General features: G+C 70.2%; 14 protein-coding genes. 9 read left to right on the top strand and 5 right to left on the bottom strand.

Going from position 1 to position 11,973, the window contains the following annotated elements; translation table 11 throughout:
* Positions 1-12 precede the first annotated feature (12 nt).
* Positions 13-789, top strand: coding sequence for an adhesin (locus ACQP2E_RS36850; protein WP_433827561.1), 777 nt, complete (start codon positions 13-15; stop codon positions 787-789).
* 5 nt (positions 790-794) lie between these two features.
* The gene (locus ACQP2E_RS36845) at positions 795-1,133 is read left to right on the top strand and encodes a hypothetical protein (RefSeq protein WP_433827560.1); all 339 of its coding nucleotides are present in this window, start codon (positions 795-797) and stop codon (positions 1,131-1,133) included.
* A gap of 4 nt (positions 1,134-1,137) precedes the next feature.
* Here ACQP2E_RS36845 and disA read toward each other — a convergent pair whose 3' ends face one another.
* From disA to ACQP2E_RS36825, 4 genes are all read right to left on the bottom strand, one after another.
* A complete protein-coding gene (disA, locus tag ACQP2E_RS36840) occupies positions 1,138-2,259 on the bottom strand; it encodes a DNA integrity scanning diadenylate cyclase DisA (RefSeq protein WP_433834226.1) in 1,122 nt (373 codons plus the stop codon).
* A gap of 134 nt (positions 2,260-2,393) precedes the next feature.
* Positions 2,394-3,818 (bottom strand): DNA repair protein RadA, encoded by a 1,425-nt coding sequence (gene radA, locus ACQP2E_RS36835; protein ID WP_433827559.1) that lies wholly within the window; start codon positions 3,816-3,818, stop codon positions 2,394-2,396.
* Positions 3,819-3,853: 35 nt separating this feature from the next.
* Positions 3,854-4,591 carry a hypothetical protein gene (locus ACQP2E_RS36830; protein WP_433827558.1) on the bottom strand — a complete coding sequence of 246 codons (738 nt, stop codon included), beginning with the start codon at positions 4,589-4,591 and terminating at the stop codon, positions 3,854-3,856.
* 103 nt (positions 4,592-4,694) lie between these two features.
* Entirely contained in the window at positions 4,695-5,525 is an 831-nt protein-coding gene (locus ACQP2E_RS36825; RefSeq protein WP_433827557.1) for a UbiA family prenyltransferase, read from the bottom strand.
* 47 nt (positions 5,526-5,572) lie between these two features.
* On the opposite strand from ACQP2E_RS36825, the gene ACQP2E_RS36820 reads away from it, so the two are divergent.
* From ACQP2E_RS36820 to ACQP2E_RS36805, 4 genes are read left to right on the top strand one after another with little or no spacing between them, the layout of a single operon-like run.
* Positions 5,573-6,283, top strand: a complete 711-nt coding sequence (locus tag ACQP2E_RS36820) for a methyltransferase domain-containing protein (RefSeq protein ID WP_433827556.1) — start codon at positions 5,573-5,575, stop codon at positions 6,281-6,283.
* Complete coding sequence (locus ACQP2E_RS36815) at positions 6,273-7,427, top strand: acyl-CoA dehydrogenase family protein (RefSeq protein WP_433827555.1); 1,155 nt, start codon at positions 6,273-6,275, stop codon at positions 7,425-7,427. Before ACQP2E_RS36820 ends, ACQP2E_RS36815 begins: the two co-directional genes overlap by 11 nt.
* Positions 7,421-8,488: a type III polyketide synthase gene (locus tag ACQP2E_RS36810; protein WP_433827554.1), complete on the top strand. Its 1,068-nt coding sequence runs from the start codon at positions 7,421-7,423 to the stop codon at positions 8,486-8,488. Before ACQP2E_RS36815 ends, ACQP2E_RS36810 begins: the two co-directional genes overlap by 7 nt.
* Before the next feature lie 44 nt (positions 8,489-8,532).
* The gene (locus ACQP2E_RS36805; protein WP_433827553.1) at positions 8,533-8,937 is read left to right on the top strand and encodes a DUF6023 family protein; all 405 of its coding nucleotides are present in this window, start codon (positions 8,533-8,535) and stop codon (positions 8,935-8,937) included.
* A 101-nt stretch (positions 8,938-9,038) separates the two neighbouring features.
* Here the strand turns inward: ACQP2E_RS36805 and ACQP2E_RS36800 are convergent, their stop codons facing one another.
* Positions 9,039-9,818, bottom strand: a complete 780-nt coding sequence (locus ACQP2E_RS36800) for a hypothetical protein (protein ID WP_433827552.1) — start codon at positions 9,816-9,818, stop codon at positions 9,039-9,041.
* A 335-nt stretch (positions 9,819-10,153) separates the two neighbouring features.
* Here ACQP2E_RS36800 and ACQP2E_RS36795 point away from each other — a divergent pair, with 335 nt between their 5' ends.
* The 3 genes from ACQP2E_RS36795 to ispF are packed head-to-tail and all read left to right on the top strand — an operon-like array spanning position 10,154 to position 11,924.
* On the top strand, positions 10,154-10,639 hold the full coding sequence (locus tag ACQP2E_RS36795; RefSeq protein WP_014447856.1) for a CarD family transcriptional regulator: 486 nt from the start codon (positions 10,154-10,156) through the stop codon (positions 10,637-10,639).
* Positions 10,640-10,686: 47 nt separating this feature from the next.
* A complete protein-coding gene (gene ispD / locus ACQP2E_RS36790; protein WP_433834224.1) occupies positions 10,687-11,394 on the top strand; it encodes a 2-C-methyl-D-erythritol 4-phosphate cytidylyltransferase in 708 nt (235 codons plus the stop codon).
* A gap of 53 nt (positions 11,395-11,447) precedes the next feature.
* Complete coding sequence (gene ispF, locus ACQP2E_RS36785) at positions 11,448-11,924, top strand: 2-C-methyl-D-erythritol 2,4-cyclodiphosphate synthase (RefSeq protein ID WP_433827551.1); 477 nt, start codon at positions 11,448-11,450, stop codon at positions 11,922-11,924.
* The last annotated feature ends 49 nt before the right edge of the window (positions 11,925-11,973 follow it).

The following is an 11,973-nucleotide window of genomic DNA, read 5'->3' as shown; positions in this document are numbered from 1 at the left end:
GTGAGCGGCATCATGCGTGCGACGGTTGGTCCCCTCTCACCTGGCGTCTACTGGCGTCGGCGTGCGGTCGTGCTGGGCGCGGTTCTGCTCGGCGTAATCGTGATGTTCGTGTCGTGTTCCGGTGAGGACGACAAGGACACGAAGACCAAGAACGCGTCGTCGCAATACCCGACACCGGCACCCGACACCGCGTCGCCGGCGGAGACACCCTCGTTCCTGGACAGTGCCCCGGCCGGCGGCCCGGCCCTGCCCGATCCGGCGGACCTGCTTACCCGGGACCCGGCCGACGACGGCGATCTGCTGCCCGGCGCGACGGACACGGGCACGACACCTCCGGCCGCCGGAGCCACCACAGCCAACACTGCCACCACCGCCGCTGTGCCCGCCGACGGTGGCGCCTGTGCGGACTCGGAGATCTCGGTGACGCCGATTCCGGCGAAGACCACGGTCAAGCGCGGCGTGCCCCTTGAGATCCGTTTGAAGATCAAGAACATTGGTACGCGTACCTGCACCCGTGACGTCGGCGCCGAGCCGCAGGAGCTCTACGTCGAGCAGGGCGCCCAGAAGTTCTGGTCGTCCGACAAATGCAGCGCCGCGACGGGCGGCGACGTCCGCGCGTTCGCACCGGGCGCCGAGCGCGAGTACATGGTCACCTGGAACGGCCGCGAGTCCAGCCAGTGCGCCAACAACGTCGCCTCCGGCCCGATCCCGCCGGCCGGCGATTACGAACTGCGCGGCCGCCTCGGCCAGCTGATCAGCGCCCCGGTCGTCGTGACAATCGCCGCCTGACAGATTTGGTCGCCGCACTCGAGCTGTACCTGGACGTCCACGCGACGCGCCGGATCCGCCCGCTCTGGCAGGCACTCGAAGCCGAAGGCATCCCCAGCCTCGGCTCCCTCAACGCGAAACACCGCCCGCCCGTCTCGCTGGCCGCGGCACATCGGATGGACCCGGAAGCGGTCGTCGCGGCTGTCGAGGGCGTACCGGGCCTCACCCTCAGCATGGACTTCGTCGGCCAGTTCGTCGGCCGTGTCCTCTGGCTGGGCGTCACCGTCACCGACGAGCTGCTCGCCCACCACCGGACCGTCCACGAGCGCCTGAGCGGGTCACTCTCGGTGAGTGCAGTGAGTTAGTTCACTACACGTACCGCTCGAGGATGGACGCCTCGGCCAGCCTGGACAGGCCCTCGCGGACCCCTCGGGCACGGGCGTCGCCGACCCCCTCGACGGCCTGCAGATCTTCGACAGTGGCCCCCAGCAGGCGCTGCAGGCTGCCGAAATGATCGACCAGGCGGTCGACGATCTGGGCCGGCAGACGCGGGACCTTGGCGAGCAGCCGGAAACCGCGCGGGGAGACGGCCGCGTCCAGCGCGTCCGAAGCGCCCGGGTAACCGATCGCTTTCGCCACGGCCACCAGGTCGATCATCTCGGTGGCGGTGAGCAGGTCGAGCTCGACCAGGGCCTCGTCGAGGGTGCGGGCCTTGCGGCCGCCCGGCAGGTAGTCGCGGATCACCAGGGTGCGGTCGGCGTCGACGCCGGCCATCAGCTCGTCGAGCTGGAGGGCGAGCAGCCGGCCGTCGGTGCCGAGCTCCACGACGTAACCCGAGATCTCGTCGGCGATCCGGCGGACCATTTCGAGCCGCTGCACCACGGCAACCGCGTCCCGCACGGTCACCAGGTCTTCGATCTCCAGGGCGGAGAGGGTGCCGGAGACCTCGTCGAGGCGCAGTTTGTAGCGCTCGAGGGTGGCAAGCGCCTGGTTGGCCCGGGAGAGGATGGCGGCCGAGTCGTCCAGGACGTGGCGCTGACCGTTCACATAAAGGCCGATGATGTGCATCGACTGACTCACCGAGATGACCGGGAAGGCGGACTGTTTCGCCACCCGCTCGGCGGTGCGGTGCCGGGTGCCGGACTCCTCGGAGGGGATCGACGGGTCGGGCATCAGGTGCACGGCGGCCCGGACGATGCGGGTGCCGTCGCTGGACATCACGACCGCGCCGTCCATCTTGCACAGCTCGCGCAGGCGGGTGGCCGAGAACTCCACGTCGAGCGGGAAGCCGCCGGTGCAGATGCTCTCGACGACCGAGTCGTAACCCAGCACGATCAGCGCGCCGGTGCGGCCACGCAGGATGCGCTCGAGACCGTCGCGCAGCGCGGTGCCGGGCGCCATCAGGGCCAGGTTGGCGCGCAGCGGATCACTGGCGCCGCCGGTGAGGCCGGGGCCGGCCGGTGGCGTCACAGTGCGGCCGTTGACGCCCACGCGCGGCGTTGAACTGGCGGCGGGCTTGGAACCATCGCGGTCGAGCGGCACCTGGACATTCTACGGACTGTCATCCACGCCAACGAGGCGTGGTTCGATGAATGCTCCGTAGCGTGATGAATCGTCACTGTGGGTCACCGAGAACCGTGGTCGGCGGCCGCTTTGGCCGCGCTCTGCAATGCCGAGCGAAGGTCGCCCACCTCGATCACCTGCATGCCCTTGGGCACCCCGGTGGTCGCGTCGGGACCGCAGCCCGGTGGGACCAGCCCGACCCGGAAGCCGAGCCGGGCAGCCTCGGCCAGCCGCCGGCCGACCGCGCCGACCCGGCGGATCTCGCCGGTCAGGCCGACCTCGCCGATCGCCACCAGGGTCGGCGGCATCGCCAGGTCGAGGCCGCCGGACGCGACGGCGAGCGCCATCGCCAGGTCGGCCGAGGGCTCGGTGAGCCGGATGCCGCCGACGGTGGCCGCGAAGACCTCGCGGTTGGAGAGCTTGAGCTGCTTGGTGCGGCGCTCCAGGACGGCCAGCACCATGGCGAGCCGGGCGCCGTCCAGGCCGGAGACCGTGCGCCGGGGTGAACCCTGCACCTCGGCGCCGATCAGCGCCTGGACCTCGGTGACTAGGGCGCGACGGCCCTCCATCGCCACCGTGACGCAGGTGCCGGGGACCGGCTCCAGGTAACGCGTGAGGAAGAGGCCGGACGGGTCGGGCAGGCTGGTGATGCCGCCCTCGTGCATCTCGAAGCAGCCCACCTCGTCGGCCGCACCGAACCGGTTTTTCACCCCGCGGACCAGGCGCAGCGACGAATGCTTGTCGCCCTCGAAGTGCAGGACGACGTCGACCAGGTGCTCCAGGACCCGGGGGCCGGCAACTTGACCGTCCTTGGTCACGTGGCCGACCAGAACCGTGGCGATGCCGCGCTCCTTGGCGATCGAGACGAGGGCGGCGGTGACCGCGCGGACCTGGGTCACGCCGCCGGGCACACCCTCGGTGCCGGGAGCGGCGAAAGTCTGCACCGAGTCGAGGATGAGCATGCCGGGCTTGACCGCGTCGAGGTGGCCGATCACCGTGCCAAGATCGTTTTCGGCTGCGAGGTAGAGCTTGTCGTGCAGGGCGCCGAGGCGCTCGGCCCGCAGCCGGACCTGGCTCACCGACTCCTCACCGCTGACCACCAGCGCCGGGGTGCCGGCGCCGGCCGCCCACTGCTGGGCCACGTCGAGCAGCAGGGTGGACTTGCCGACACCGGGCTCGCCGGCGAGCAGGACCACCGCGCCGGGGACCAGGCCACCGCCGAGGACCCGGTCGAGCTCGCTGACCCCGGTCGGGACAGCACGAGCCGGCGCGGCACTGATCTGGGCGATCGGCCGGGCCGGCTCGGACGGCATGCGGGAACTGACGACCCGGCCGGAGACCAGAGGCGTGGAGACGGTGGACTCGATGATCGAGCCCCACTCGGCGCACTCAGGGCATTTCCCCATCCACTTGGGTGGCTGGTGGCCGCATGCGTCACAGACGTATGCGGCCCGGGGTGCCTTGGCCGTCGCGCGAGAGGTCGTCACCCGGACAAGTTAGCCCAGGCGTACGACAAAACCGCTCAGTGCTCCTCTTCGGTGTTGCCTTCCTCGCGCGGACCGGGGGTCAGCGGGTTGGCGACCGGCGCCTGGAGCTCAAGCGACTCGGAGTTGTTGCTGAACTCGAAGACCAGGTTGACCGAGGCGCCCGGCAGCAGCTCCTCGCTGAGGCCGATGACCTGCAGCTGCGCCGCGTCGGTCGGGCGGAACAGGAGGGAACCCTGCGCGCCGATCTTGAACTGGGCCGGCGCCACCGAGACGGACGGCGACGGCGAGGCCGAAGGAGCCTTGGACGGCGCCTCGGAGGCAGACTCGGAGACCGAGGCGGAAGCCGAGGTCGAAGCGTGCGCCGACGGGTCCTCGGAAGCGTGCTCGGACGAAGCGGCAGCGGGAGCCGACGAAACCCCGGCGCTCGGAGCGCCGCCGCTGACCACGCCGACCTGGCTGGCCGAGACGACCTGGCTCTGCTCGATCGCGCGGCTCGTGATCGAGACGGTGACCTCTTCGTTGGTCTGGTTGTAAAGGCTCAGCTCCAGCGGAGCGTTCGCACCCGCCTTGTAGCCCTCGAGCCCCGGGTACGCCACCTGGAGGTTGCGGACGTAGACGCTGCCGTCCGTCGTCTGCGAGTCGACGCCGCCGATGGGCGTGTCCAGCAGTGCGGTCTCGGCGACCTGACCGGCCGAACACCCGGCCAGCGCCAGCACAGCGACCGTGGCTGCACCCGCGACCAGACCGGCGCGACGGGTTCCCAGGGGACGCATCACGATCCTCCAAATAGAGACACCAAGGTGTTGGATCAGCCTAATGGGCGGCGATCGGCCGCGTGCGCCGACCCATCCATCCGGTGCCTGTGGAGATCAAGCGTCACCAGAAAGAAGATCCACTGAGCACCAGCAGCACGACGTCGATCAGGGCCACCACCATCACCGCGCGAAACAGCGCTACCGGCCGGCCGTTCGCGCGCTTCGACGCGTACACACCAAGGGGAAGGACCACGACGGAGGCCGCGGCCGCCGCCCAGCCTGCCCACGACGGACGTTCGGGTGGTCCGAACACAAGCGTGAGTGTCGCACCCAGAAGGAGCACCGCGGCGGCCACTTGCGAACCTCGCGCGCCGATGCGGTGCGGCAGGCCCCGCACGCCGGTCGCGGCGTCGTCGGCGAGGTCCGGCAGCACGTTGGCGAAGTGCGCGCCACCGCCGAGCAGCGCGCCCGCCGCGATCAGCCAGGCGGGCGGCGCCGGATTGCCCGGCAGCGACACCACCACGAACGCCGGCAGCAGGCCGAACGCCACCAGATAGGGCACCACCGAGAGCGGCGTCGACTTCAACGGCCAGTCGTAGAGCAGGGCGAAGACCCCGACCAGGCAGATCAGGATCGTGGGCGCGGCGCCGAGCGCCAGCGCCGGCAGCGGGATCGCGAGCGCCGCGAGAAGACCAAAGATCCCGACGGTACGCGCGGAGACAGCGCCCGAAGCCACCGGTTTGTCCCGCCGACCGGCCTGCCGATCCCGATCCGCGTCCAGCCAGTCGTTGATCCACCCCACAGCAAGCTGGGTGAACGCCACTGCGAGCACCACCGCGACCAGCCGCCACCCGCGGTGCCCGGCACCGAGCGCCAGCAGGGCCATCGCCAGGGTGACGGCGCCGCCCGGTTCCGGATGCGACGCCCGCAGCAGGGCGAGGGCGCGTGACATGACTGGCAGTGTGGTGGATCTGCCGAACCCGTGCCAGTCTCGATCGCATGCTGTCGATGCAGCGCAATGACCCCCGTCAGTACGACGACCTGGCCGGCGAGTGGTGGCGACCCGGCGGAGACTTCGAGGTGCTGCACTGGCTGGCCGCTGCTCGCGCGGCTCTGATCCCGGATGCGGCCGGGCCCGGGCGGGTCCTGCTCGACGCCGGCTGCGGCGGCGGGCTGCTCGCGCCGCACGTCCGCGACAAGGGGTACCGGCACGTCGGCGTCGACCTGGGCCGGATCGGTCTCGGCCAGGCGTCCGGGCGCGGCCTCGCACCCGTCAACGGCGACGTGACCAGGCTGCCTTTCAAGGACGGCAGTGCTGACGTCGTTGTCGCCGGCGAGATCCTCGAACACGTCACCGACCTGCCCGGCACGGTCGCCGAACTCTCCCGGGTGCTGCGCCCGGGTGGTCTCGTGGTGATCGACACGGTCAACGACACCGTGCTCTCGCGGTTGATCACGGTGACGCTCGGGGAGCGGCTCGGCGTCGCGCCGGTCGGCCTGCACGACCCGGCCTTGTTCGTGCCGCCGGGCCTTCTGCGATCCGAGTTCGCCCGGCACGGTGTGACCCTGCGGACCCGCGGGGTCCGGCCGACGGTCTCCGGCCTGTTCCGCTGGCTGGTGCTGAAACGTGATCCCAGCGCCGGAAAGATCGTTCCGACCTTCTCCACAGCGGTTCTCTACCAAGGAGTGGGTACCCGCCATGATCGATGAGGCCCGCCGGCTCGCACCGCGGTTCGCCGCCCGTGCCGCCGCCACCGACCGAGACGGCACCTTCCCCGTCGACGACTTCGCCGACCTGCGCGACTCCGGATTCTTCGGGCTGATGGTCCCGTCCCGGCTCGGAGGCGCCGGCGCCGGCTTCGCGGAGTACGCCGAGATCGCGTACGAACTGGCTCGTGGCAACGGCGCCACCGCGCTGGTCTTCAACATGCACGCCTCGGTGACCGGCGCGCTCGGCGGGATCACTGACGTCCTCGCCGACGCGCTCGGCCTGCCGCAGGAGGCGCTTGATGCCCGCGACAACCACCTCAAGGCGGCGGCGAGCGGCAACTGGTACGCCGTGGCGATGAGCGAACGCGGCGCCGGCTCCCGGCTGTCGGAACTGACCACCAGCTACGAAGCGGTGGACGGTGGTTATCGGATCGCCGGGTCCAAGTCGTTCTGTTCGGGGGCTGGGCACGCTGACGCGTACCTGGTGGCCGCTCGCAGCGCGAGCGATCCCACTCAGGTCTCGCAGTTTCTGGTCCCGTCGGGCGGTGGGCTGCGCGTCGAGCAGACCTGGGACGCGCTCGGCATGCGGGCCACCGGCTCGCACGACCTGCACATCGACGTGACCGTTCCGGCGTCGGCGCTGCTCGGCGGCCTGGAAGGGCTGGCGCTGGTGGCCGTGCAGGTGGCGCCGCACTGGATGGTGGCTTCGTATGCCGCCGTCTACGTGGGTGTCGCCCGGGCCGCCGTGGACGCGGCAGTCGATCACGTCAAGCAGCGCGGTTTATCCCATCTGCCCGCTGTCCGGGCGCGGATCGGCCGGGCCGACGCCTCCGTCTCCGCCGCGCTTCTCGCGGTCCAGGAAGCGGCCCGGCGCGTCGACGAAGCGCCCGGCGACACCGAGACGAACCGCTGGGTGTGGCGGGCGAAACTGCTGGCCGGCACGACCGCGGCCGAGGTCGCCGCGTCGATGCTGGAAGCCGCCGGCGCCTCGGCCATGCGGCGCGGTCATCCGCTGGAACGGCTCTATCGGGATGCCCGAGCCGGCTCGCTGCAGCCGGCCACCAGCGACGTCTGCGCCGACTGGCTCGGTGTGGAAGCGCTCGGCGGCGACCCCGACTCCGACGGTGCGGTCCCGCGATGGTGACCGCGTGGCTCAGCGGGCTCGGCATCGCCCTGCCGCCGTCGGCCGTTCAGGAGGACCTCTGGGAGGGCTATTTCGCGCAGCACTACACCGGCGCACGCCGGGCTCTGGCGAAACGGATCTTCACGAACTCCGGTGTGCGTACCCGGCAGGCGGTGATCAGCCCGCTGCTGGAGGACGTCTCCGGCTGGTCAACCGAGCGCCGGATGCGCCGTTATCAGGTGGAAGCCATCCCGCTCGGCAAAGCGGCGGTCGGCCGCGCGCTTGCCGACGCCGGCATCGCCGCGGACGAGCTCGGCCTCTTCGCGGTCTGCTCCTGCACCGGTTACGCCACGCCCGGACTCGACATCCTGCTGGCCCGGGACATGGGCATGTCGCCGAGCGTGCAGCGGCTCTTCGTCGGGCACATGGGTTGTTACGCGGCTCTGCCCGGCCTCGGGACGGTCAGCGACTTCGTGGTGGCCCGCGGCAAGCCGGCGCTGCTCCTCTGCGCGGAGCTGACCAGCCTGCACCTGCAGCCGCCGGGCACCCGCACCGACATTCAACAGATCGTCTCGCACGCGCTCTTCTCGGACGCGGCGGCCGCGTGCGTGGTCACCCCTTCCGCCTCCGGCGATCTTGGGTACGCGATCAGCGAGGTCGCCGCCGTCACGGACACCACGACGGCTGATCACATGACGTGGGAGGTCACCGACGCCGGATTCCGGATGGGGCTGTCGCCGCAGGTACCGGTGGTGCTCGCAGCACACGTCCGGAACCTCGTCGACGACGTGCTGGCACGGCGTGGCCTTCAGGTGACCGACGTCGACGGCTGGGCGATCCACCCGGGCGGTCCCAAGATCCTCGACGTGGTGCAGGAGCAACTGGGGCTCGACGACGCGGCGCTGGCGGCCTCCCGGGGCGTGCTGGCCTCCTACGGGAACTGCTCCTCACCAACCGTGCTGCTCGTCCTCGACGCGCTGCGCCGCCGAAAAGATCCACCACGGCGAATCGTCATGCTTGCGTTTGGTCCCGGGCTCACGCTCTATGTCACTCTTCTGGAGGGCCCTACTCTCGGAGCGTGAGCGCGGAACGGGGCCGCGGGGCCGTATTGCACCTATTGACGGCGATGATCCTGATCGCAGGCGCGGCGTGGTGGTGGCGAGCCACCCCACGCGAGCCGGTCGACGAGCGGCTGCTCGGCTGGCAGCTCGTCGCCGAGCAGCTGCTGCCTGAGTCCGGGGATCAGCAGATGGCGGGCACTCTGGCGCTCGCTGACGGCGACGGTCACGAGGAGGTCGCCGAGGTCGGCAGCGGCGAGTTCCTGGTCTCGGTGGTCTGCGCCGGTGACGACGGCAGCCGGGTCCGGGTGAGCCTCGGTGCCGACGAGACCGGCCGGGGGATGCGGTGCTCGGGGTCGCGGACGCCCGAGGTGTTCAGTGTCGGGCTGGCTAGCGAACTCCACCTGCGGATCAGCGTGGAGGAGGCGGGGCCGGTCGTGTTCCGGTACACGCTTCAGCGGCTGAGCTGGTGACTGTTGTTTCTTGAGGGCCCGGGTGCTTTGTGCGTACCCAAGTATTTTTGATCTTGGTCGAATTGTCTGAGCTGGCGGTTGTCGCGGGTTCTGTCGTTTGGCTACAGACGGGCCAGGTCGGGCCGGATCTCCTCGACCGACGCGATCCGGTCCCGCAGCCGCACGATCTTGCCGGACTTGTCGGCGATGAGGACCGCCGCCGTGCCGTCCGGAGCGCCGAGATGGAAATGCCGCCGCAGACTGCCGGTCGGGTCGCGCAGGAAGCTGACCGACTTGCCGTCGGCCTGCGGGGTCTGCGCCTGAGGCAGATAGGTCAGGCCGGTGCTCGGCGCGGCCGAGGGCGCCGCCGACGCGACGGCGATGACCGCGGTGTCCGATTTGACCGAGGCGATGGTGTCCGTGACGAGGCTCTCGCAGGCGCAACCGTCGGTCAGGATGATTACCGCGGGTAGTCGGTTGCGAATCGAGACCGCCTGCCCGTTCGTCCCGATGAGATCCAGCGCGGGCAACTTGTCGGACGGTGTTGTGGTCGTGCTGGCCGTGCGCTGAGTAGCCGGTTGGCGCGCCGGGCCGGGCCATGCCGAAGCGAACAGACTGGCCACGGTGACCAGGACGGCCATCGAAATGATCAAGGCCGGAGTGCGAATGGTGAGTGCGCCAAGACGCCTCAGCCGGCGCACCGCCGGGCGGCGGGTGAACCGCTGCCAGCCGGTGAGGGGCGCGGCCGTGTCCAGCTCGGCCCGGACCGCCTCGACCTCCTCGGAAAGCTCCGAGAGGTCGTCCGGGATGACGATGACCCCCCACTCCTCGGGGAGGTCGGGAAGATCGCCGTTGGCACCGCCGTCAGGCGGCCAGCCGCCGTTGTCGCTCGCGCCTGCCATGACTCAACCTCCCCCCTGGCCGACCAGATCTTGCTTCGGTCGGGGAACTCTCGTCCAGCGTCCCGCAAGCGGGGCCGCATCGCCAGTGGTGCGTCATTGCGGACCTTAGCGATAAGCTTGATCTGACAAAGCCATCAGGTCCGGAATTTCCGACTCGCTGGCGTGGACCGTCACGCACCGATCACTCTAAGTCACGCAGGCAGCTTCTCGCGCCGGTGTCAAGCGGGAGAAAGCCCCATCACAGGCCCCCTGAGCTGCACTAACAGTGACCGCCAGGGCGAGACACTGCCGCCTGGGCGTGTTACCCTAGACACAGCGAAAGGGGTTTCGAACCTATGGTTTTCAGTGTCGGCGAGACCGTTGTTTACCCCCACCACGGGGCCGCACTCATCGAGGCAATCGAGACTAGGGTCATCAAGGGCGTTGAAAGGCAGTATCTCGTTCTGCGTGTCGCCCAGGGCGATCTGACTGTTCGGGTGCCCGCTGAGAACGCCGAAGAAGTCGGCGTGCGCGAAGTGGTTGGCGAAGAAGGCCTGGGCAAGGTCTTCGACGTCTTGCGTGCTCCGCACACCGAGGAGCCGACCAACTGGTCGCGGCGTTACAAGGCCAACCTGGAGAAGCTCGCCTCCGGCAACCCGCTGAAGGTTGCTGAGGTCGTCCGCGACCTCTGGCGCCGTGAGCGTGAGCGTGGCCTGTCCGCAGGTGAGAAGCGCATGCTGGCAAAGGCGCGCGACATCCTGGTCGGTGAAGTGGCCCTCGCTGAGAAGAGCACCAAGGACGAGGCTGAGGTGCTTCTCGACAAGGTCCTCACCGAGGCCTGATCCACCCGACGCAAACACTCCTCAAAACTGTGTCCGACGACCGCGACGTGACCGCGCAGCCTAGTGCTCGCGGTGACGTCGCGGTCGTCGTTCCAGCTGCGGGAGCCGGTTTGCGGCTCGGCCCCGGCGCTCCCAAGGCGCTGCGGCTGCTCGACGGCGAGCCGCTTCTGGTCCACGCGATTCGCCGCATCGCCGCGTCGCCGTCGGTCGCCATGATCGTGGTCGCGGCGCCGCCGGCCGAGGTTGATGCCGTGGGTGCCCTGCTCGCTCCGATCGCCCCGGTTGTGGTCGTGGCCGGTGGTGCCGAGCGCCAGGAGTCGGTCGCCGCGGCGCTGGCCGTCGTGCCGCCTTCGCTGGGCATCGTGCTTGTTCACGACGCGGCGCGCTGCCTCGCCCCGGTCTCATTGTTTGAACGGGTCGCCGCGGCGGTTCGCTCCGGTTCCGACGCTGTCATCCCGGCCCTTCCGGTGGTCGACACCATCAAAGAGGTCTCCGGGGACGGTGACGTGCTCGGGACGGTCGACCGGTCGGTGCTGCGTGCCGTACAGACGCCCCAGGGTTTCCGGGCGTCCGTTCTCCGTGCGGCGCATGCGGCTGCGGCCGGGTTGCACACGGACGACGCGGGGGCGGTGGAGAAGCTGGGGCTCGTGGTGCGGTGTGTCGCGGGGTCCGACCTGGCATTGAAGATCACCCGGCCGATGGACCTGGCACTGGCCACCCACCTGCTGACGGTCAGCGACCCGGACGCGGTTTAGCGGCGGGCTGCCGCGGAGCCCGGGTGTCGGGTTGGGCCGCGTACGCTCGCGGGGTGATCGTTCCGCGGGTTGGTGTCGGTACCGACGTTCATGCCTTTGACGCCGATCGGCCCTGCTGGGTGGCTGGTCTGCGCTGGCCGGGGGAACCCGGGCTCGCCGGGCACTCCGACGCTGATGTTGCGGCGCACTCGGCCTGCGACGCACTGCTCTCCGCGGCTGGGCTGGGTGATCTGGGCAGCAACTACGGGACGAGCCGGCCCGAGTGGGCCGGCGCGGCCGGGGTGGCGCTGCTCACCGAGACAGCGTCCCGGGTGCGGGCGGCCGGATACGAGATCGGCAACGTGTCGATTCAGGTGATCGGCATCCGCCCGAAGATCGGCAAACGACGCGCCGAGGCCGAAAAGGTTCTCTCCGACGCGGTCGGCGCCCCGGTGACAGTGGCCGGCACCACCACCGACGGCCTGGGCCTGACCGGCCGAGCCGAGGGCTTGGCCGGCATCGCGGTGGCCATGGTTTACCCCACCGCCTAGCGCTCCCCCGCTTGGATCTTGGTGGTGGTGCTTGTCACGGGTGGGTGTA

It is taken from the genome of Actinoplanes sp. CA-015351, assembly GCF_050955685.1.
Classification (GTDB): domain Bacteria; phylum Actinomycetota; class Actinomycetes; order Mycobacteriales; family Micromonosporaceae; genus Actinoplanes.
The sequence above is the reverse complement of the archived record's forward strand: the minus strand, read 5'-3'. Positions and strand labels throughout refer to the sequence as shown.